The 20,506-nt window shown below is 58.8% G+C and carries 19 protein-coding genes; 3 read left to right on the top strand and 16 right to left on the bottom strand.

Annotation, left to right across the window (positions count from 1 at the left end; genetic code table 11):
• Positions 1-277 precede the first annotated feature (277 nt).
• From ATY76_RS32125 to ATY76_RS32115, 3 genes are all read right to left on the bottom strand, one after another.
• A complete protein-coding gene (locus tag ATY76_RS32125; protein WP_004129742.1) occupies positions 278-1,183 on the bottom strand; it encodes a LysR family transcriptional regulator in 906 nt (301 codons plus the stop codon).
• Between the two features lie 349 nt (positions 1,184-1,532).
• Positions 1,533-2,276 (bottom strand): SDR family oxidoreductase, encoded by a 744-nt coding sequence (locus tag ATY76_RS32120; protein WP_004129750.1) that lies wholly within the window; start codon positions 2,274-2,276, stop codon positions 1,533-1,535.
• Positions 2,277-2,287: 11 nt separating this feature from the next.
• Positions 2,288-3,070 (bottom strand): SDR family NAD(P)-dependent oxidoreductase, encoded by a 783-nt coding sequence (locus tag ATY76_RS32115; RefSeq protein ID WP_176439446.1) that lies wholly within the window; start codon positions 3,068-3,070, stop codon positions 2,288-2,290.
• Positions 3,071-3,519: 449 nt separating this feature from the next.
• Here ATY76_RS32115 and ATY76_RS32110 point away from each other — a divergent pair, with 449 nt between their 5' ends.
• Together ATY76_RS32110 and ATY76_RS32105 are read left to right on the top strand one after the other, a co-directional pair.
• Positions 3,520-4,371 carry an SDR family NAD(P)-dependent oxidoreductase gene (locus ATY76_RS32110; protein ID WP_088678652.1) on the top strand — a complete coding sequence of 284 codons (852 nt, stop codon included), beginning with the start codon at positions 3,520-3,522 and terminating at the stop codon, positions 4,369-4,371.
• Positions 4,372-4,400: 29 nt separating this feature from the next.
• Entirely contained in the window at positions 4,401-5,102 is a 702-nt protein-coding gene (locus ATY76_RS32105) for a RibD family protein (protein WP_088678651.1), read from the top strand.
• 127 nt (positions 5,103-5,229) lie between these two features.
• Here the strand turns inward: ATY76_RS32105 and ATY76_RS32100 are convergent, their stop codons facing one another.
• From ATY76_RS32100 to ATY76_RS32035, 13 genes are all read right to left on the bottom strand, one after another.
• A complete protein-coding gene (locus tag ATY76_RS32100) occupies positions 5,230-6,003 on the bottom strand; it encodes a DeoR/GlpR family DNA-binding transcription regulator (RefSeq protein ID WP_088678650.1) in 774 nt (257 codons plus the stop codon).
• Between the two features lie 502 nt (positions 6,004-6,505).
• Positions 6,506-7,372 (bottom strand): N-acyl homoserine lactonase family protein, encoded by an 867-nt coding sequence (locus ATY76_RS32090; RefSeq protein WP_088678648.1) that lies wholly within the window; start codon positions 7,370-7,372, stop codon positions 6,506-6,508.
• A complete protein-coding gene (locus tag ATY76_RS32085) occupies positions 7,344-7,847 on the bottom strand; it encodes a hypothetical protein (protein ID WP_245306865.1) in 504 nt (167 codons plus the stop codon). Before ATY76_RS32085 ends, ATY76_RS32090 begins: the two co-directional genes overlap by 29 nt.
• Positions 7,844-8,887, bottom strand: a complete 1,044-nt coding sequence (locus tag ATY76_RS32080) for an aldo/keto reductase (protein WP_088678647.1) — start codon at positions 8,885-8,887, stop codon at positions 7,844-7,846. The genes ATY76_RS32085 and ATY76_RS32080 overlap by 4 nt, the downstream gene beginning before the upstream one ends.
• Before the next feature lie 247 nt (positions 8,888-9,134).
• Entirely contained in the window at positions 9,135-10,091 is a 957-nt protein-coding gene (locus ATY76_RS32075) for an L-threonylcarbamoyladenylate synthase (RefSeq protein ID WP_088678646.1), read from the bottom strand.
• Positions 10,092-10,212: 121 nt separating this feature from the next.
• Positions 10,213-11,193: an aldo/keto reductase gene (locus ATY76_RS32070; protein ID WP_088678645.1), complete on the bottom strand. Its 981-nt coding sequence runs from the start codon at positions 11,191-11,193 to the stop codon at positions 10,213-10,215.
• A gap of 3 nt (positions 11,194-11,196) precedes the next feature.
• Positions 11,197-12,480 carry a 3-oxo-isoapionate-4-phosphate decarboxylase OiaX gene (gene oiaX, locus ATY76_RS32065; RefSeq protein WP_088678644.1) on the bottom strand — a complete coding sequence of 428 codons (1,284 nt, stop codon included), beginning with the start codon at positions 12,478-12,480 and terminating at the stop codon, positions 11,197-11,199.
• Positions 12,481-12,485: 5 nt separating this feature from the next.
• A complete protein-coding gene (locus ATY76_RS32060; RefSeq protein ID WP_013984674.1) occupies positions 12,486-13,520 on the bottom strand; it encodes an aldo/keto reductase in 1,035 nt (344 codons plus the stop codon).
• A 64-nt stretch (positions 13,521-13,584) separates the two neighbouring features.
• Positions 13,585-14,583 carry a substrate-binding domain-containing protein gene (locus ATY76_RS32055; RefSeq protein ID WP_004129775.1) on the bottom strand — a complete coding sequence of 333 codons (999 nt, stop codon included), beginning with the start codon at positions 14,581-14,583 and terminating at the stop codon, positions 13,585-13,587.
• Between the two features lie 95 nt (positions 14,584-14,678).
• The gene (locus tag ATY76_RS32050; protein WP_004129777.1) at positions 14,679-15,641 is read right to left on the bottom strand and encodes a ribose ABC transporter permease; all 963 of its coding nucleotides are present in this window, start codon (positions 15,639-15,641) and stop codon (positions 14,679-14,681) included.
• A 38-nt stretch (positions 15,642-15,679) separates the two neighbouring features.
• Positions 15,680-17,212: a sugar ABC transporter ATP-binding protein gene (locus ATY76_RS32045; protein ID WP_004129779.1), complete on the bottom strand. Its 1,533-nt coding sequence runs from the start codon at positions 17,210-17,212 to the stop codon at positions 15,680-15,682.
• 69 nt (positions 17,213-17,281) lie between these two features.
• Positions 17,282-18,169: a 3-keto-5-aminohexanoate cleavage protein gene (locus ATY76_RS32040; protein WP_004129780.1), complete on the bottom strand. Its 888-nt coding sequence runs from the start codon at positions 18,167-18,169 to the stop codon at positions 17,282-17,284.
• Positions 18,170-18,179: 10 nt separating this feature from the next.
• Entirely contained in the window at positions 18,180-19,532 is a 1,353-nt protein-coding gene (locus ATY76_RS32035) for a four-carbon acid sugar kinase family protein (RefSeq protein ID WP_088678743.1), read from the bottom strand.
• Between the two features lie 152 nt (positions 19,533-19,684).
• Between ATY76_RS32035 and ATY76_RS32030 the strand changes: the two genes are divergently transcribed.
• Positions 19,685-20,479: a 3-oxoacyl-ACP reductase family protein gene (locus ATY76_RS32030; RefSeq protein ID WP_004129782.1), complete on the top strand. Its 795-nt coding sequence runs from the start codon at positions 19,685-19,687 to the stop codon at positions 20,477-20,479.
• Positions 20,480-20,506: the final 27 nt, after the last annotated feature.

Here is a 20,506-nt window from a genome sequence, read left to right as displayed (position 1 = left end):
CTTCCCTCGCCGAACATAGTCCGGCGACCTCGTAAACCGTATTGCATCTCATCTTACACGCTAAGGCGATCCAGGTTCAGATGCCCTCCACGCATCGAACCATCTCTGCTTTCAGCTCCTATTTCAAACGCAATATTTCATAAAATAGATGAGCTTTTTTCATCTGAATTCGTATAGTATAAGCTAACGCATCCATTGAAGCGCAGGCCGAGACCTCTACGAGTTTCGGATACCATGTAGGCATCTGCGTAATTTGGAGCTGGCTCGCGAGGTCCCTTCAATCGTCCGGAAGCGGCGCCTTAAGGTGGTCGAGAAAGGTCCGGAGCGCGGACGGCACCTGTCGGTGCGAAACGTAGTATGCATGAAAACCCGGCCCAGTAGACGACCAGTCCGGCAGCACCACTTCGAGCAGACCAGCCGCCAGTTTGTCCTCGACGCGTGCGCGCAGGCAGTAAAAGAGACCGCCCCCCTCCTGCGCCATGCGGATGGACAGTTCTGAATCCCCGAGCGTGAGCAGTCCAGGGACGTCTAGGGTAACCATGCGGTCTCCGTCGCCAAGTTCCCATTTGCAGACGTGGTCTGTACCGGTTCGGATCCGGATGCACTCGTGCGTCAAGAGATCTTCCGGCCGCTCCGGCCGCCCTCGTTCGTTGAGATAGGTTGGAGAGCCGACGACGATCCATTCAAGTTCGGCAGTCAGACGCGACGCGATCATCCCCTCGGGAACTGTTCCTCCATAGCGGATGCCCGCGTCGAAACCCTCGGCGACCATATCGATAAAGCGATCCTCGACGCTGACTTCGATCTCGACATCGGGGTAGTTGCTGCGAAAACTGTGCAGTCGAGGAGCGATCAACAGCTCGGCGGCGTCACGCAGCGTGGTCACTCTCACCCTGCCCGTAGGACCGCTCCTGAAACTGTCCAGGAGATCCATCGCAGCCTGGATGCCGAGGAAACGGGGCTCTAGTTCGGCAAGCAGTACTTCGCCGGCGGCGGTGAGACTGATGCTCCTGCTTGTCCGATGAAACAGACGGACGCCGAGACGGGCCTCCAAACCCCTGATCGAGTGGCTGAGAGCGGAGCCGGAAACGCCGCGAAGCGCGGCCGCCTTTCGGAACCCCCCCGCCCTCGCGATCGCGACGAAAGTTTCAAGGTCGGCCAGATCGGCCCGCGTGGATACCATGAGTTATGGATACTCCCACTTCGACTGAATAAGATCGTCCTGGCCGACGCCGACCTTGCTTCAGACGGCTGGTATCTTCAATCCTTATTCAACTAACCTGGCTTTGGTATGTGATGACCACGGAAGCAGTCAAAAATTTGACATTAGTTGATCCATGTCGGATTCGGGGAGCTACGACGGGAGATGGGCCGGGTCGTTGAATAATAGCACCTCCGGGATTAATCGTCATGCAATGAAGATCATCTTGTCCACAGCCACGAGAGACGGCACCGGTTGGAACGGATACCACCTCCGCGCGGGCGGCCTGACGGTCCCGGAGGTTCAAGTTCTGAGCTTTCGAAAACGCCGGCTACCAGTCCTGCCGGGTTGGATGGACGACAATGTCGTTGATCGTGATCTCCGGGGGCTGATCTAGGGCATAGACCACGGCTTCAGCCACCGACGACGGCGGAATACCTTGCTTGTTGAGCTCTCCGGCGATCTTTCTGCCCGTCTCGTCATGAACCTTGTCGGCCCAGCCGGTATCGATCACGCCAGGGCTGATCATAGACACCTGGATCCCACTTCCCACGCCCACCTCCTTTCTGAGGCTTTCGGTGATACCGCGTATAAAGAACTTCGTGGCTCCATAAACGCCTGCCGCCTCGCCGACATGAACGCCGGCGATAGAGCTCATATTCAGGATGCGGCCGGACCGGCGCTCCAACATCGACGGCAGCACGGCGGCAATCGCATGTAGATAGCCACGCAGGTTGGTATCGATCATCTTGTTCCAATCGCCGACCGCGGCATCCTTCCAATAGGAAAAGAGCATGAGGCCCGCATTGTTGACCAATATATCGACCGGGCCGTACGTCGTCGTGGCGAACGGGACGAGGGCCTTGGTACTCTCAAAATCCGTGGCATCGGCAACCTTGTAGCTGGCAATACCTCCGGAACCGGCGATGTCTTCGACAATCTGACTGAGGCGTTCCTCATTGCGGCCGGCAAGGACGACGCGCGCACCTTTTTCCGCCAATCCTCTGGCGGTCGCTGCTCCAATGCCCGAGGAAGCTCCCGTGACGATTGCGACCTTGTCTTTCAGATGTGCCATGATGTGCTCCTTCACTGCGGTTGGGTCAGTTCGGCTTGCCGGGCGGCTTTAACAGGCTCTGGGGTTGTCCGGTTTTCCAACACCTGCCGCTTGGTTTTCTGGTCTCCGCCGACGACATGGTCGATGTCGTTCATGAGGGCCTCGAAGCCCTGCTTGGCGACGAGCGTCTTGTCGTTTTTCTGCTGGCCACCGAGCTTCGTATCGCCCATCCCAGCGTTCGCGTGGAAGTCGCTGTTGGTGGCGCCCGGAAGGAGTGCCGTCACCGTGACCCCGGTCGAGCGCAACTCCTCGCGCAGAGATTCCGCGAACATGTAACCGAATGCCTTCGACGGGCCGTAGACGGTTTCGTATGGCGTGGGCAGGGTCGCCGAAACCGAGGAGGTGATGAGGATCCTGCCGCGGCCGTTCTTGACCATATGTTGGACGACGCGTTTGGCCATATGGACGGTCCCAGTGACATTGATTGCAAGCAGGCGAAACTCATCCTCGAGATCGTTATCGACGAAGGCGCCGCCGATACCGATACCCACGTTCAGAGCCGCGGCTTCCAGTGGGCGCCCCAGCCCCTCCGTGAAGGTCCAGAACCCCTCAACGCCATCGTATGTCGAGGCATCCGCTTTGAACGGATACGCTTCGGCGTCAAGGCTTCGTAGCGCATCGGCGGCCTCGTTTACCTTGTCGCTTGAGCCTGAAATAGCAACGTCAAATCCATTCTTGGCGAATTGTTTGGCAAGCTCGAAGCCTATTCCAGATGAGCCGCCCGTGACCATTGCGAGTGGTTTATTACCAGTCATGATTTCACTCCTTTGGTTTTATCAGCACCACGATCGCCTCGAGGCGCCGGTGACCTAATGCCCGTGGAGCCGGTTGGTTACATGAGCAAAATCGATCGGGGCGGTGAGCAAAAATCAACCACCGATCTGGCAGATACCAGGAGTGAGGGACCTTTTGGTCGCGTCCGCAGCCAAATTGACGAGGCATTCCCGACGTCACGAAGGCACCCAAGAGTGAACACCCCTCATCGGTGCGTGCGATCCAGCTCACTTCAAGTGGTCGGCGGAGTGGCCTATGTTGTTAGGAGGATGAGCTGTCGTTCGCAGCCAGCAGATATGGTCCGACCACACAAGCGCCCGCGTAGCGCTGGTGCGCTTCTTGCGCTGGTGCCTTCGGCTGAGAAAATCCACCGCGACGGCGTGTCCGGCACACCTTCCAGCGGTGACGTCCAATGACGGGAAAGACAAAGATGAGCGAGAGAATGAACAGTATCGTTGCTCCTGGCCGCGTTGCGGTCATCACGGGAGCTGCGAAGGGCATCGGCTTGGCAATCGCAAGGGCTCTCGCGGCCCGCGGCATGAAGCTCGCATTGTTGGATCTCGACACCCACGCACTTGATGATGTTACCTCGACACTCGATACGGACACTCTGGTTGTGAGCGGCGACGTCTCGGATCTATCGACACTGACGAGGTTGCAGGACGAAACGCTCTCTCGGTTTGGCGACGTGGCCATCCTTGTAAACAACGCGGGCATTACGCAAGGAGCCGGCCCCTGGGATGATCCTGTAAAGTGGCGACGCCAGATCGATGTAAACTTCGGAGGTGTTCTAGCCGCACAACACGTCTTCGTGCCCTACCTGATCAAGGCAGCCCGACCATCGGCGGTCGTCAACCTCGGCTCCAAGGAAGGAATTACAACTCCTCCAGGCAATGCCGCCTATTCGGTGGCAAAGGCAGCTGTCAAGGTGCTGACCGAACAGCTGTCGCACGAGCTTTTGAAGGAGACGGGAGGTCGTGTATCGGCTCATCTCCTCGTCCCTGGCTACACGTGGACACCCATGAACATCGCACTCAAGCCGAAGGGCGCTGCCATGCCCGATGAGGCATGGACCGCAGAGCAGCTGGTGGAATACTTCCTGGCCCGTCTGCTCGACGAGGACTTTTACATCATTTGTCCTGATAACGCGGTCACGTCTGCGATCGATGCCAGACGGATCCGCTGGGCGGCCGACGACATGATCCTGAACCGGCCGGCGCTTTCACGCTGGCACCCCGACTGGATGGATAAATTCGCAGCCTGGTTGAAGGCAGACCACTGACGGTGGAATGTTTGTAGAGGAGTAATCCAATGCCCAGACCCCATGTAATCTGTCACATGATGTCGCCACTGGACGGTCGATTGATCGTCAATGATTGGGCCGAGGCGACCGGCCATTCGGTGGAGGAACTCGTGAAGGTCTATGACGACCTGCATGAGAAGATTGGTGCCGACGCCTGGCTTTCGGGAAGAGCGACAGGCGAGGAATTCGCAGACGCCGTCGACCGTCCCTATGAAACAACCGGCACAGCACCGCGGCCGATCCATAACGCCAACCCGGATGCCAACGAGTTCGCTGTTATCGTTGATAAGGACGGTCGGCTACGCTGGGACAAGAACGACATTGAGGGTGCTCAACTTATCGTCCTGACAGGATCTGACGTGGATGATGCTTACCTGGCGGGCCTCACCCAGGCTGGCGTTTCCTATATCGTATCGGAGAAAGATGGCGTCGATCTGAAAAACGCGCTCGATGTTCTCGGCACCGAATTCGGTGTTAAGCGCTTGATGCTGGAAGGCGGGGCGCAAACCAATGGCCATTTCTTGAATGAGGGTCTTGTTGACGAGGTCAGCCTAGTCATCTTCCCTGCGATCGGAGGCAAGTCGAATACACCGGCCATATTTGAGGGCGGCGAGGATGGGCTTGCCGGCGGGGCGAGGCTCACGTTTATGAGCGCCGAAGCCGCTGGCCTCGGCTCCGTCCATCTGAGATATCGCGTTGAACATCCATAGGAGACGCCCATAGGAGAAGCCCACAGGAGAAGATTGTGGAAGGGCTCCCCCCATCAAGGGCCGAACTTGAGATTCGGGGACAGGTGCCGCCTTGCGCGGCATCTACCCGAAGGATCGTTGGCCATATTCACTTCCTCTCCTGCGATGCCACTCTAAGCTGCACATTGGATCCTTCCAAAGCCGCGCGGACCTCGATTGTCGGTTCCTGGTCGGTGATGATAACTTCGAACTCGTCAATGGTGGCCAGGACATGAAGAGCAGTATGATTGAAGCGCTTATGGTTTAAGAGCAAGCAGCGACGCGCGGCGCTTGCAATCATCGCTCGCTTCGAGCGGACAACGTCATCATCCATATGGTAGACGCGCAATCCAGAAACTGCCGGCGTTGAGATAAAGGCGATGTCGGCGCTGAGACGCGACAATGCCTGTTCGGCGACGACGCCGAAAAAACCATTGAACTTCATCGAATAGCGTCCACCGACCGCAATCAGGTTGATCCCTGATTCCGTCTTGAGCCGATCGATGACCGCCGCATTGTTGGTGATCACCGTCAGCGGCCTCCTCTGTGGCAGCAATTCCCCGAGCACCGACGCCATAGATCCGTCGTTGACCATCACCGTCATGCCGGGCTCGACGAGTTCAAGGGCGGCCTCTGCCATCCGGCGCTTGGCCTCGCCCTCCTGCTGCTGGCGAAACCGGAAATCGCTTTCGAAATGGCCTCCTGCCTCGATCGTTGCCCCGCCACGGACCTTGCGAAGCATCCCTGCCTGCTCAAGATCATCCAGATCCCGGTGGATGGTCATCTTGGATACAGCGAACCGATCAGATAGGTCGTCCAGATCCACCACCCTCTGCGCGACCAACAGGTCCATAATGGCCTGCCTCCGATCATCTCTCTTCATATTCTAGTCCTCCGGCGCACTAATCCGATCCTTTAACATCAAGATCCGACGCTACAAATCACATGCAAACATCATTTTTCGTTAGTTTGTGTTGCTCTATTCGACAACGCCCCTGACGCTGCTGGCATGATGGGACACGTGAAGACGCATGATGGTGCGATTGCACCGCTCCATGCATGGCCGAAGGCGCTCATTTTCTAACGAAACAAGGATGGTTTGGAGGTTCAAGCGCAAATGTCATCGCCATGGAGAATGGTCCCGCGCGTCAGCCGCGCACGGAAGATGGAGGCCTTGTCCTCCATGGCAAACATCGCGGACTACCGGGCCGTCATCAAAGCGGGCGCGAATATAGGGCTCCTTCACCGGGCAGACACCGCAGCCGGCAAGGTGTTTGGAAAAGGCCGGAGTCACTGTGAACTGACACCCGGCCTTTTCTCTGCTTATCGCCTTGGGAGGACGATTGTGAACGATGCAGCTTGGCGTTCGCGCTGCTTCAAATCGATCAAACTCTTGATACGTCTCCGTCGGCCACACAAATCTCGACGAGCATGAGCTGGCGAGCCGTCAGACGCGACGGATAGATTTTTGACAGCTGCTCCTCGTGCATGGGAACAATTCGTCGTTCGTCCATACCAACGATTTTGAGCATCTCCTCGGCGGACTCGATCAGACGTGTCTGGCTGCCATTGGCAAGGCCCGGCGGCACAAAGCAGGGATCGGTGGCGTCCTCACCCGTGAGGTTGCTGTAGGTGTAGATGACGTCGCCGGACAGGATAAACTTGCCGTCTCCACCGCCGGTCTCCACCACCACATATTGCGATCCTGCGGTATGGGTGTCGAATGCCGGATAGACATGAACGCCTGGCACCAGGTTTTCCCGCTCTCCCTCCACCAGCTCCAGGCGGCCTTCGATATTTGCCTGGGTCAGATAGAGGATATCCGCCGGATTCAGTCCGGCCTGCAATGAACGGAAGCGCCGACCCTTTGCCAGAATCCACATCCAGGATTCCAATTCTTTCTTCTGAATGAAAATCTTAGCATTTGGGAAGAACTTTAGGCCGCCAATGTGATCGAAGTGCGCGTGCGTGAGGATGACATGCGTGACGTCCTGGGGCCTGATCCCGCATTCCCCGAGAATGATTTCCGGAGGCGTCCAACCGGTAACGCCAATCGAATTGGCGATCTGGCCTCCGAAATCGGCGGCGTCGTGACCGGCATCAACCAGAACGACTGCATCTCCTGTCTTGATGAGAATGTATGCGAACGGCAGGTTCATCGTGCCCTGATTATGGGCGCCGTAAAAAACCCCGCTGACCGGGTGCACCGGGCTTCGAGAGTATTCAAGCACCCAGATCGAATGCGTTCCCATGGTCTTCCTCCCCATGTCCAAGGGACCCTCCACAGCATGCTGTCGTGTCGAAGGTCGACGTGCCTAAGATGGCGGCCGAGCGTTTCAGCTGGATCGCCGCATTTGAAAGCAGCCCCAGCAGGGATGCATCTGAAACCAGGACACCGCGCTGCAGGTGCTCCTCCGCCTCGACAAGCAGGCCATCTGCCCGTCCAAGATGGTAGAGTGCGTGGCCCTGTCCTGCGAGAAAGCGCGAGCCCGCAAGCGAGGAACGGACGGATCGCTTTATCTCTGTGGCGCGATCGGCGAGTTCTCCAATCAAGAGGCGCATGCTCTTCTCCCTCAATGCCATATGCATGAAGGAGTAGATCGCGAGAAGCTCGCCATAAGTCCTGACGAGCGCCTCGAGGCATGCGCGCGCCTCCGGCGATGGAACCGAACCCACGAGCGCTTCGCAGCGGAAGCCGCCGAAAACGGTGCCTCCGCGGGCCATCATCGTACAGCCGTCGGCAGCGGAGCGTTTGACGGAAGAAGGCTCGCTTCAGTCAAAGCGTCCCAAAATGCAGGGGGTATTGTCTCGTTGATCGCCTTGACGTTCTGCTCGACTTCCAATGCGCTCTTTGCACCCATGACCAGCGTGGCCACTGCCGGATGCGCATAAACGAATTGCATCGCCGCTGCAGGCAAGCTCACCGCAAATCTCGAGCAAATGCTCTCGATGGCCTTGACCTTGTCGACGACGGCCGCAGGAACCTTGCCGTAATCGTAAGTGGCCGCGGGACCGCCGACGCCTGTCGCCAGAATTCCGGAATTGAAGATCCCGCCGGCGATCACGGAGACGTTCCGCTGGAGCAACTCGTCGAACGCGGCCTCAAGCGGGGCATGATTCAAAAGGGTGTAGCGGCCGGCGATCAACGAGCAGTCGATCGGAAATTCACGAGCAACACCGACCACGGAGTCGGTTTCGTTGACCCCCAAGCCGATGGCTGAGACGGCTCCGCTGGAGCGAAGCTCGTCCAGTGCCTTATAACCCGAGGCCCGCAGCTGATTCCAATAGAACTCGCTCTGGTCGCCGTGCCATGCCCGACCAACGTCATGCACGAGAAGAACGTCGATATAGTCCAATCCGAGGCGCTGCTGGCTGTCTTCGAATGCGCGCATCACGCCATCATAGGTGTAATCGTAGGTATCGAGAAACGGAAGCGGGTCGATCCACTCGATGCCGTAGACGGTTTCAAGCTTCTTTGTCCTGCTGGCGGGCTTCAATACACGACCAACCTTGGTGCTCACCACCACGTTTTCGCGCAGCTTGTTCGCCCTGAGGGCATGGCCAAGATAATGCTCCGATTTCCCAAAGCCATACATTGGCGCGCAATCGAAGTAGCGGATTCCGGCCTCGTAGCCAGCGAGGATCGTCGCTTCGAAGTCGCCGTAGGAGACATCGGCGTTGAAGCCAGAGAGCGGCACCGTGCCTAGCCCCAGCGAAGTTACCCGCACTTTGCTTTTTCCGAGCGGTCTAGTTTCAAGTTCGGTCATGTGATCATCCTAGATGTCGGTAGGAGGCGTCGAAGCGATGTAGCTTCCGCCATGCCGTCATTGTTTGATTAAAGCCCGTGCCCCAATGCGTGCCAGGTCGCGCCGGCGTCTGCCGCCAACCTCACCAGAAATGCTTAATGGACCTCCGTGGCCTGACTCCTCAATCAGCAAGGTGTAAGGTATAAGGTCATACCTATAGAGGCAAGCGTTTTTTGCATGCCGCCATAGAATTGCTTAAAAATGCCGCCTATGCGCAACGGGGCGCGGCAGCTCGTCTCAGCCGATCGTTGATCGCCCTGCCAAGGCCAATCAGAGGCACAGGGGCGAATGCAATCACGTCACTCGCGCCGGCCAAGGCGTCGGCTTCACTCATGGCGGTGTAGAGGTTGCGGGCAGCTTCCTGAAGGTCACCGGAAGAAGACAGCGTCAATTGACAGCCCTCGCACTCCGGTCCGAAACCGACCCAGACCATATTGGCGGTAGGACTGTCGACATTCATCTGAACGGCGGCATCCGGAGCATAATGGCTCTTTAGCTGGCCTGGTGCCGAGACTTTTTGAGGCCCGGTGTCCTCGTCAATCGGGCCGAGTAAAGCTTCCAGTGCCTCCCGCGGAACCGACCCGTGGCGTAGAATGATTGGAGATCCGACCAAAGACAGAATAGTCGATTCCAGGCCGTGATCGCATATGTCTTCGTCCACGATTCCCGAAATCCGTCCGTCCAACTGGCGGACAACTTCCAAGAAGCGGGTCGAGGTGACCTTCCCGGAGCGATTGGCCGAAGGCGCTGCCACCGGAAATCCGACGGCCCGGATCAGCCGTTGGGCGACACTCGACGAGGGAAAGCGGATTGCGACATTTTCCATGCCCGCAGTAACCGCGGCTGCGAGCCCCGCATCTGCCCGCATCGGCAGAAGCAATGTCAGAGGTCCTGGCCAAAAGCTGGCAGCAACCAGCTCTGCTTTCGGATTGAAATGTGCCATCCTGCGCGCCATTTCCACGTCCGAAACGTGGATAATCAGGGGATTATGCCGCGGGCGTCCTTTGGCTTCATAGATACGCTCGATACCGGCGGGGCTGCTGGCGTCCGCGCCGAGCCCGTAAACCGTCTCCGTCGGAAACGCGACAACTTCGCCATTTCGCATGAGCCGGGCGGCAGCTTCAATCGCGCTGTCGCTGACGTCAAAATGACGGGTGGTGGTCATCTTTTTTCCTCGCGCTGGTTCTGGAAGGGAGCAGAGATCGATAAGCCCAAAGGCATTGGCTCAGGAGGCCCGGTTCGGCGTGCCTCCTGACAGCCTCAACGTCGTCCCCGCTGAGCCAAACTCAGTTCAAGCCGACTACGCTATGCGGCACGTATGGCTCCTCGAGTTCGCGGACCTCGTCGTCGCTTAGCTTGACGGCCAAGGAAGCGACGGCATCCTTCAGATGCTGTAGCTTCGTTGCGCCGATTATAGGAGCCGTCACGCCCGCCTTTGTGTTAAGCCACGCCATCGCAACGAGGGATCGCGGGACGTTCTTGTCGTCTGCAATCTTTGCGACGACGTCTACGACGCGGCGATCCGCCTCGTCCGCGTGACCGTAGAACCGAGCGGTGACATTGTCGGTCTCGGACCTCAAACTGCTTTCATCCCAAGGCCGGCTGAGGCGCCCGCGAGCCAGCGGACTGAACGCGATGATCCCGACCCCTTCAGCTTTACAGAGCGGCAACATCTCCCGCTCTTCCTCGCGATAAAGGAGGTTCATCTGAGCTTGCATCGAAACGAAACGCGACCATCCGGCAGCGTCCGACTTGTAGAGCGCGCGCGCAAATTGCCATGCGTAACAATTGCTGGCTCCGATGTAGCGAACCTTGCCGCTTCGAACGAGATCGGTCAGCGCTTCCAGCGTCTCTTCGATCGGGGTCGAATTGTCCCAGAAATGAATTTGGTAGAGGTCGATGTAGTCGGTCGCTAGCCGCTTGAGGCTGGCCTCAGCCTCCGCGATGATTGCCTTGCGGGAAAGTCCGACCGCATTCGCTCCATTGCGCATCTTGCCGTAGACCTTGGTGGCAATGACAACCTCATCACGCTGCACCATCTCCCTGAGCAGCTTGCCGATGATCTCCTCGCTGGTGCCGTCCGAGTAGGCATTGGCCGTGTCGAAGCAGTTTATGCCGTGTTCGAGCGCCTCTTTGATAAAGGGCCTACTGTCGTCTTCGGACAAGGTCCAAGCATGGTTGCCGCGATCGGCGACGCCGAAACTCATGCAACCAAGAACCAGTTGCGAAATTTTCAGACCTGACCGGCCAAGCTGACGATATTCCATCTGTCATCTTCCTTCTGATACCGTTTTAGAGCCGAACTTGGCGAGCGACTGCGCCAGCTCTGGATGAGATTTGGCATATTCATGGAGATCGATTCCGGCGACCGCGGCATCCCAGGCCGCACGGACCGCTCTGACACCAGCCGACGGCCCGCCGGGATGGCTGACGACGCCACCACCGCAAAGGTAAAGGTGGTCAAGCGTCTGCTCCGTCCTTCGATAGGTCTCAGGTGCCTGTCCACCCCATTGACCCGAACAAACGACCGGTAGCGGGCGGTCGGCATTACTGAAGATCGGTTTCTGGAGATCATGGAACGACTGAACGAAAGAGGCGTCCGGCTCCCAGTATTTGGCGGCGATGCCGTTGATCTGGAATTGGTCGACGCCGAGAAGTCGCCAAAGCTGTTGGTAGACCGAGAAATCGAACCCAAGACCTGGATGTCGGGTGAGAAGATCCCAGCCGTTGCGATGGGCGTGCAAGACAAGGGACGACCGCCGGCGCAGGAACAGAAAAGCGCCCATGCCGATCGAATTGATGTTGACGACGGCGGCGTTTCCACCCTCGCGCACGACCAGGTCGTGCTTGCGAACCATCTCGTCAGGATCGACGTCGGAAATGCCGAAGGCATACATCACCTTCTTGCCGGTGCGCTGCTCCTGATCCCGGATGATCGGCATGATCGCTTTCACCCGCGCCTCCAACGAGGAGTACGGTGGCGACATCAGTTTCTCGTCGTCCTTGATGAAGTCGACACCGGACGCGACGAGTTCAGCAACCACCTGCGCCGTTTCGTCCGGGGTGAGGCCGAGCGCGGGCTTGATGATTGTGCCGATGATTGGCCTATTGTAGACGCCGGTCAGACGCCGGGAGCCTTCGATCCCAAATTGAGGCCCCGGGTAGACGCCTTCAAACTCTGGAGGCAGCTGCAGGCCGGTGACCCTCAGCCCGGTGAATTCCTTGATCGACCAGACCCCGCCCAATGCAACCGTGGTGACTGCCGCGAGGTCAGTTCCGACGGCCTCCAGGGGATAGGCGATTGTTGTCTCCGCTCGGTTGAAGACTTCGCCCGCTGCAGGGAGCGAGGGAACCTCGACAGAGTCCAGTTTCTCGAAAGCGACCACGCGCGCGGCCGCGCGCGCCTTCAGTTGCGGCGTCTCTCCGGGCAGGTCAACAAATGTACCCGTCGACTGGTCGCTTCCGATCTTGACCGCCAAGGCCTCAGCGCTCCCGGCGGTCTCAATCCGATAGGTGACCAGAATGTCCGAGGGCCTGCGCTGAGCCAGATCCATCGCTCTCATGCCTCCGGAACTGGCGCGGCTTCAGGGATGAGGCCGGACGACTTCAGGTCGGCCCAGAACGCAGCCGGAACCGGCGTCGAGATCGCGGCGACGTTTGCGGCGACGTGTTCGGGCGCCAGCGCTCCCTGTACCACCGCGGTCACTGCAGGATGTGCGTAGACAAATTGTGTTGCTGCAGTCGCAAGCGAGACGCCATGGCGCTCGCAGACGGCTTCGAGCGCCTCGACCTTGCGGACGATCGCTTCAGGCGCGGGCTGGCAATCGTAGGTGCGGGTGGTTGTCATCGACTTGCTACCCTCGGCGAGGATGCCGGAGTTGTAGATGCCAGCCGCAATGATACCGATGCCCCGACGCTGCATTTCTGGATAGAAATGGTCGAGAGCGCCGTGGTTGAGCAGGGTGTAGCGCCCGGCGACCATGGAGCAGTCGAGATCAAATTCCTCCGCCACCTGCAGGACCGACGCCGTTTCATTGACGCCGAGGCCGATGGCCTTAACGGAGCCCGTGCTGCGCAGCTCGTCACACGCCTTGTAACCGCTCGATCTCAGCGCCGAAAGGTGGGTGCTATACGCCTCGCGGTGCCATTCGCCGCTCACGTCGTGGAGATAGAGGATGTCAATGTGGTCCATACCCAGGCGCTGCTGGCTATCTTCGAAAGCGCGCATGATGCCGTCATAGGAATAGTCGTAGTCATCGACGAATGGCAGCGCCTTCACCCAGTCGATGCCATAAAGGCTCTCGGCGCGCTTTGCGCGGCTTTCCGGCTTGAGTATCCGCCCCGCCTTGGTGCTGACCACGACCTTGCCGATGAGATCGTTGTTGCGAAGGACATGGCCGAGGGAATGCTCGGACTTTCCAAGGCCGTAAAGGGGCGCGGTGTCGAAATAGCGGACACCCAAGTCGTATGCCTTGAGGACGACCGCCTCGAAAGTCTGGAAGCTCACATCGACATTGCACCCGCCGAGCGGCGAGGTACCCAGCCCTAGCGAGGTCAGCGTCACATCGGTCTTTCCAACTTTTCTCTTCAACATGATGGTCGATCCTATTTCCCTGGTGTAAGGCGGACGGCCGTATGGGCCGTCCGCCGTTGTCCGATTACATGTACTTCTCGACATTGGTGGAATCGAGCACGAGCCACGGCACGACGTAGTCCTTCTCGGTGCCGCCCTTCCATTCCATCAGCGAGCCCCAGATTTCGGACTGTGGCTTGTAGCTCTCGCCCTTGATCGCCCGCAGTGCGAGGTCGACCGCGCCCTGGCCTTCGGCGCGGGCGTACTTGTAGAGGCTGACCGCCATCTCGCCCTTCTTCACGGCGCGCTTTGCGTCCGGGATGCCGTCGATCGCAAGAACGGGAACGGTCTTGAGATCGATGCCGGCGCTCTTCATGGCTTCGATCGCGCCAAGCGCCATCTCGTCGTTTTCCGCAAGGACGCCGTTGATCTCACCCGGGTGCGCGAGCAACCAGTTCTCCATGAGCGCCTGACCCTCGGCGCGGCTCCAGTTGCCTGTCTTGTCTTCGATGAGCTTGAGGTTCGGGAACTTGGCGAGACCAGCGTCGATGCCTGCGCGGCGCTCGATCTGGGCCGACTGGCCGATCGGACCCTCCATGAGGACGACGTTGCCGCCGTTCGGAAGGCGCTTGGCGAGTTCCTCAGCGATGATCCGGCCGCCTTCGGTATCGTTAACGATGATGGACGCGGTGTATTTCGTCGACTTGGTCTTGAGCGCCGACACGATAAGCGGGATTTTCGCTTCGGCGGCCTTTTCGATCGGCGGTGCCGAGGCCTCGAGGTCGAACGGTGACATGATGATCGCGTTGAATTGTTGGGTGATCGCTGTGTCGATCTGGTTCGCCTGTGTCAGTGGATCATACTTGCCGTCGAAAACGGTGATCTCGACCTCGCCCGATTTGACGGCGGGATGGTTCTGGATTTCCGTCGACCAAGCCTTCATGTACTCGCCGGACTCACCGAACGAGAGAGCCGCGATCCGAATTTTGTCCTGCGCGAAGGCGAAGTTCCCGCCAGCCAACGTCGCTACGGCGATTGCCATACCCACACCCGCATTGAGCAGGTTCCTCCTAGACATCTGCATTTCATATTCTCCTCTGGTTTAAGATACGTCCGGACGCGACACGCTGGGCCGGACATTGTCGCCGGCCTTCCCCGGCGGCAATTTCGGGATTGGTCTTATTTGCGGATTTGGTCGGCGATGACCGCGACCACGATGATCGTGCCCTTGAGGACCTGCTGGTAGTATGAAGACACGCCCATGAGGTCCATGCCGTTGTTGATCGTGCCGATGATGAGCGCGCCGATCAGTGTGCCGAGCAGCGATCCGCGGCCGCCCGCAAGGCTCGTCCCGCCGATCACGACGGCGGCGATCGCATCGAGTTCATAACCGATGCCCGCTTGCGGCAGCGCAGCGGTAGTGCGAGCCGTCAGGACAAGCCCCGCAAGACCAGCCAGGAGGCCCGAGATCACATAGGTCGCACCGACGATCACCTTGGTGGAAATGCCGCTCGTGCGAGCCGCCTTCTCGTTGCCGCCAACTGCGTACACATAACGGCCGAAAGTCGTATAGTTTAGAACGGTCCATCCAATCAGGAAGACGACGAACAGGATGACGATCGGTACCGGGATATACATGATCTGCCCGGAGCCGATCCACTTGAAGGGATCCGACAGATTCGGGATGGGGCGTCCTTCCGAAAAGATCAAGGTGAGCCCGCGGGCCACGCTCAACATGCCAAGCGTCACTACGAACGGCGGGACCTTGACCGCGGCAACAAGCACTCCGTTCACCAAGCCGAGGCCGGCTCCCGCCGCGAGGCCCGCAAAGATACCGAAAAGCACGAACTGCTCGTTGGTCTCCGTTACGAGGCTGGCGGCGATCATGCCCGCGAGCGCCATTACGGAGCCGACCGATAGGTCGATGCCTTTAGTAAGGATGACGAAGGTCACTCCGATCGCCAGAATGCCGTTGATCGACGACTGGCGAACGAGATTCAGCCAATTCAACCATGTCATGAAGTACTGGTTCGCGAACGCGAAGAACGCGACGATCAGGAAAAACACAAGAACGATGCTGAACTGCCTGATCATTTCCCCGGCGCGGAAGTTTCCGGGCTTCGCCGCAGCGATGGTATTCATTACTCTAGTCCTCCCGTGAATGGGGCTATGACCGCTCATCAGCTCGCCATGTCCATAAGCGTCTGTTGCGTTGCTTCGGCACCGGCGATGATGTTGAGGAGCTGCCCCTGTTTGAAAATCGCGATCCTGTCGCTGAGCTGCATGATCTCCGGTGCCTCCGAGGAGACCACGAGGACGCCGTTGCCCTTCGCCGCGAAGTCTCGCAGGAACGCGTAGATCTCCTGCTTGGAACCTTCGTCGATGCCACGCGTCGGTTCGTCGCAAATGAGAAGCTTTGGATTTGTCAGAAGGCACCGGGCCAGCACGACTTTTTGTTGGTTGCCCCCTGACAGAGTTTCGACGGCAACATCTGGCGACGCCGACTTGATCCTCTGCGAGACGATCATGTCTTGAACTGCGCTGCGCTCTTTGTCCCCGCGGATGAAACCGCTGATGGCCATCAAGGCCAGCGATGAAAGCGTGATGTTGTGGGCGATCGATGCCGAGAGCACGAGACCACTGTCCTTGCGATCCTCGGTCACCATCGCCATTCCACGTTGAATTGCGTCCTTAGGACTGCCTGGCTTGACCTTACCGCCGTTGAAGACAACTTCGCCTCCCGTTGGTGAGTGCAGCCCGAATATTGTCTCGAGGAACTCGGTCCGCCCGGACCCAAGCAGCCCGTAGATCCCGACCACTTCGCCGGACGCCACGTCTAGCGAGATGTCTCGGAAATGAGGCCCGCGCGCCAAGTTCGAGACCGAAAGCAGGATTGGCGCGTCTTCGAGAGGCTTACCCTTCTCGACCAGCTTGACTTCACGGCCGACGATCTGTGTCACAAGATGGCGGCGGTCGATATCTTTGATGTTTCCAGTCTCGATGAAACGGCCGTCGCGGAAGACTGTGTACTCATCCGCGATCTCGAAGATTTCGGTGAGTTTGTGAGACACGTAGATAATTGCGGAACCGCGCGCGGTGATCTTGCGGAGCGCGTTGAACAAGACATGGACTTCGTGTTCGCCGATAGCAGATGTCGGCTCGTCCATGATGACGATATGTGCCCGATAGCTGAGAGCCTTCGCAATTTCGACGAGCTGAATCTGGGCGAGGCTCAGCTCCCCCATCTTCTTGGCAGCGTCGACTTCAAAGCCGAGTTCATCGAGGAATGCCTGGGCGTCCCTGCGCATCTGGCTAAAATCGACGAGCACGCCAAGTCGCTTCGGCTCGCGGCCAAGGTAAAGGTTCTCGGCGACGGTCATCTCGGGGACGGGGGAAAGCTCCTGCGTGATGATCGCGATGCCGTGACGCAAGGCGTCAGCGGCGCTTTTGAAGTCGACCTGCTCGCCATCGATCTCCACTATCCCTCCATCGCGGCGGAGCAGTCCCATCGTGATGTTGAGGAATGTCGACTTGCCGGCGCCATTACCGCCGCACAAGGCATGGACGGTCCCGGCCTTTAGAGTTAGTCGGCCATCAACGAGCGCTGGGACGCCGTTGAACGACTTTTCCACGCCCTCGGCCCGCAGAAGCACGCGTGCCGAAAACGACTGCGCGGTTCCCTGAACTGTTATCTTCTCAGTGGCGTTGACCATGATATGACGTCATACCTCGTAAAATCGAAATCTATGCCGCGTGTGTGCGGATCGCATGCCGTATTGGTTCTACGCGCCGTCCAGTTCGAGGATCGCGCGTGCCTCCTGGGGTGTAGCCGGCTCACGTCCGACCTTTTGGGCAATCTCAACAGCGCGCGATATGACTTCCGCGTTCGTGGGTGTGCCGAACTCGCGATAGGGATAGTCGCCTATTCCAATAGCCATGTGGCCGCCCAGACGGCAGATCGCAGGAGCAATGTTCAACAGATTGCCCCCAAGGCAATTGACCGTCCATTCGATCGGCCGGTCGTCGGGCAGAAATGCAAGATGCGCCATGAGACCCGCCTCGGTCGGCGGATGCCCGGTAATGTATCGCCCTCCCGTTAGGTGCAGGAGAAAGTAGGCGGGCCCCCTCACAAGGCCCGCGTCCATCAGGGCGATCGCGCGGCGCGTGAACCCAACAGACCAGGAAACTAGCTTCGGCTTTACGCCCTTTTCGGCCAAGGTACGCGCGTAGTGCGCGAGACTTTCGGTCGTGTTGAGATACAAACGTTCTGGATTTTCGAACCTGCGCGTCTCGGCATCCCAAAGCTCGAGATTGGCCGAACCGGTATCGATGGGCGCAATATCGGGCTTCGTAGCAGGGTCCAATGCCAGGGTTGCGACCGTGTCGATGCGCTTCATGGCGTCGGCATCATTCGAGATAAAGCCGAGCGTGGGAAGGATGAGTAGATCGGTCGCCTGCCTGACTTCGCGGATGATTTCGGCGTTTGCCTCAACGGTGTTTGTCGCACCGCCGTCGGCTGTCCTGGCATGATAGTGCAGAATCGCCGCTCCCGCCTTGCGGGCTGCAACGGCGGCCTCAACGATCTCGTCGGCGGTGTATGGGATATTAGGGTTGGATGTGCGCGGCGCGTACTCGTTGACCCTGGCTTCGAGGATGATTTTCTTTTGCATCTTTTGCTCCTTACGCCGCCAGATAGCCCGAGGTGCCCGCCTTTGCCCGCAGGAAGAAGTCATCGGCACCAATCTGCCCGCCCTTCAGCATGACTTCGAGGCCATCGACTTCGGCGTCGCCCGGCGCATCCAGGCGGCAGACATGGCAGTTTTGAACTTCGTCAAAAACGGCGATCTCGAGCGCTTCGGCGCCGATTGTCCGCACCGCATAGCTCGAACTGTCACCGCCCGAAAACACGATCCGCGGCAAGGAAACCGCGCGGCGCACGGCACGCGCAACGTCACAGTAGATGGCGCCCAAGAGTTCCGCGGGAACATCGCCGCCGGCCAGACGGCCGGTTTCCCCGCGAGCCGTGTAGATGATTGTAGGTCGACCGCGCACAAGGCTCTCGATCGCCTTCAAAGCAGCCTCCCGTGCAACTGCCTCAGCATCATCATCGGACCGGATTGTCGAGACATCCAAGTGGACAAGGTTCCACCCGGAAGCTTCGGCCACCGCAATCTGGCGCCCGGTTTGCAGGGCGCAACTACCTGATAAGACAAGTAGATTTTCGACGCCGGCAATCTCCGTCTTGACGGGCTCCGCCGACGATAGCAGGCCCACGCGGGCCCAAAGAGCGCCGAGTTGTTGCGCCAAGCCTTGAGCTGCAAGCGCGAACATCGGACGTGTCGGATACCGCGCCCAGAGCAGATCGGCGACAGCCGCAAGATCCGCATTTTCGAGCCCATCGAAAATGACCCCTGCCCCCTCTTGGAAGGCCTTGAAGACACGCTCCTCCATTGCCGAGCGGTTCCGGATTGCGGGAAGCGTGACGTTGACGAATTCCTTATCTGTCTGCCCAGCCAGATGCATGCCCAGATCCGCCTCGTGCATCGGCGTCCTGGGGTGGCGCGACATGCTCGGGTGCCGGTCGAGCCGCTCAATCCTGTCGGCAAAGCGCGCGAAATGATTTCCGAAACAGGTGTAGCGCCCGAAGTCCGGGGTCGCGGCGAGGACTGGAACGTCCCTCTTGCCGAAGTGAGCCGCAGCGCGCGCTAGGACAGCACCATAGCTTCCAACGGTGGGCGACGAGTCGAACGTCGAACAGATCTTGTATTGGATAAGCGGACTGTTGAGGGTGCGCATGATCGAAAACGCGCTGTCAAGCTCCTCGTCGAGCTCGACGCCGGACAACGCCCTTGCGGTACCGGCGAAACCAAGCACATCATAAGACAGAGCATCTGTTGACGCCGTCTGTGCTGAAGGGCGTGCGAGATAGAGTTTTCCCTTCACACCACTGCGATGGAACTGCGCCAGGTTTTCGGAAGAACCCGTGAAGTCGTCGCCGTAAAACACGGCCTTGAGCTTGCCAGCTGATGTCATCGGATCCTCCCAATTATCCCGGCCGAGGATATCTTCCTCCATACATCAGCCGGGCTTCACTCTTGACAATACTCATAGAAGCAGCTCATAACTCTGTCAAGGTCATACCTTATACCTTATACCTCATATCGAGAAAATTGGAGGACAACGAGATGAGACTTTCTGGACGCACTGCCGTGGTGACGGGCGCTGGCCGGGGCATCGGACTGGCAATCGCTGAAGCCTATGTTCGCGAAGGCGCGAATGTCGTTATCGTCGACCGCGATCTGGAAGTGGCGAACGAAGCCGCCGAGCGGCTTGGGGAGCGGGCTTTGGCCGTCCGCGCCGATATTTCCGTCAACGAAGACGTTGAGACGATCGTTAAGGAAACGATTGGCCGGTTCGGCACGGTCGACATACTCGTGAACAACGCGGGCGTGGGCGCAACCACTCTGTTTCTCGAAAGCTCAAGGGAGGAATTCGAACGCGTCGTCCGGATCAATCTGACCGGAACATTCCTCGTGGCGCAAGCCTTTGCTCGGATCATGGCCGCCAAAGGCTATGGGCGGATCATCAATATCGCTTCGCTGTCCGGTCAGAAGGGCGGTGTCGGACGTTCGGCCTATGGAGCCTCAAAGGCCGGCGTCGAACTCCTCACGAAGGTTATGGCGGTCGAACTCGCGGAATCGGGAATCAACGTGAATAACATCGCACCGGGCCCGATATTGACCGAGGTCTCGAAAGTCATGCACACGGTCGAAACGCGTGACGCCTATCATCGGCTCGTTCCGCAACGCCGTTATGGCGAACCATCGGAAATCGCTGATGCCGCGGTGTTCCTGGCGAGCGACGATGCTGCCTATATTACGGGGCACACCCTGAACGTCGACGGCGGCTTCCTGGCCGCTGGCCTCATGTTCCCATTCGATCCAAAAGCCTCGAAGCGGCTGGGACAAATCAGCGAATAACCTGGAGAAGTGGCCAGTTCGACGTTC

The organism is Rhizobium sp. R339 (genome assembly GCF_002211395.1).
Classification (GTDB): Bacteria; Pseudomonadota; Alphaproteobacteria; order Rhizobiales; family Rhizobiaceae; genus Rhizobium.
The sequence above is the reverse complement of the archived record's forward strand: the minus strand, read 5'-3'. Positions and strand labels throughout refer to the sequence as shown.

Coding starts and splice junctions, on each gene's coding strand:
- ATY76_RS32125 (WP_004129742.1), bottom strand. CDS start 1,183: ATGGTATCCACGCGGGCCGATCTGGCCGACCTTGAAACTTTCGTCGCG.
- ATY76_RS32120 (WP_004129750.1), bottom strand. CDS start 2,276: ATGGCACATCTGAAAGACAAGGTCGCAATCGTCACGGGAGCTTCCTCG.
- ATY76_RS32115 (WP_176439446.1), bottom strand. CDS start 3,070: ATGACTGGTAATAAACCACTCGCAATGGTCACGGGCGGCTCATCTGGA.
- ATY76_RS32110 (WP_088678652.1), top strand. CDS start 3,520: ATGAGCGAGAGAATGAACAGTATCGTTGCTCCTGGCCGCGTTGCGGTC.
- ATY76_RS32105 (WP_088678651.1), top strand. CDS start 4,401: ATGCCCAGACCCCATGTAATCTGTCACATGATGTCGCCACTGGACGGT.
- ATY76_RS32100 (WP_088678650.1), bottom strand. CDS start 6,003: ATGAAGAGAGATGATCGGAGGCAGGCCATTATGGACCTGTTGGTCGCG.
- ATY76_RS32090 (WP_088678648.1), bottom strand. CDS start 7,372: ATGGGAACGCATTCGATCTGGGTGCTTGAATACTCTCGAAGCCCGGTG.
- ATY76_RS32085 (WP_245306865.1), bottom strand. CDS start 7,847: ATGATGGCCCGCGGAGGCACCGTTTTCGGCGGCTTCCGCTGCGAAGCG.
- ATY76_RS32080 (WP_088678647.1), bottom strand. CDS start 8,887: ATGACCGAACTTGAAACTAGACCGCTCGGAAAAAGCAAAGTGCGGGTA.
- ATY76_RS32075 (WP_088678646.1), bottom strand. CDS start 10,091: ATGACCACCACCCGTCATTTTGACGTCAGCGACAGCGCGATTGAAGCT.
- ATY76_RS32070 (WP_088678645.1), bottom strand. CDS start 11,193: ATGGAATATCGTCAGCTTGGCCGGTCAGGTCTGAAAATTTCGCAACTG.
- oiaX (WP_088678644.1), bottom strand. CDS start 12,480: ATGGATCTGGCTCAGCGCAGGCCCTCGGACATTCTGGTCACCTATCGG.
- ATY76_RS32060 (WP_013984674.1), bottom strand. CDS start 13,520: ATGTTGAAGAGAAAAGTTGGAAAGACCGATGTGACGCTGACCTCGCTA.
- ATY76_RS32055 (WP_004129775.1), bottom strand. CDS start 14,583: ATGCAGATGTCTAGGAGGAACCTGCTCAATGCGGGTGTGGGTATGGCA.
- ATY76_RS32050 (WP_004129777.1), bottom strand. CDS start 15,641: ATGAATACCATCGCTGCGGCGAAGCCCGGAAACTTCCGCGCCGGGGAA.
- ATY76_RS32045 (WP_004129779.1), bottom strand. CDS start 17,212: ATGGTCAACGCCACTGAGAAGATAACAGTTCAGGGAACCGCGCAGTCG.
- ATY76_RS32040 (WP_004129780.1), bottom strand. CDS start 18,169: ATGCAAAAGAAAATCATCCTCGAAGCCAGGGTCAACGAGTACGCGCCG.
- ATY76_RS32035 (WP_088678743.1), bottom strand. CDS start 19,532: ATGACATCAGCTGGCAAGCTCAAGGCCGTGTTTTACGGCGACGACTTC.
- ATY76_RS32030 (WP_004129782.1), top strand. CDS start 19,685: ATGAGACTTTCTGGACGCACTGCCGTGGTGACGGGCGCTGGCCGGGGC.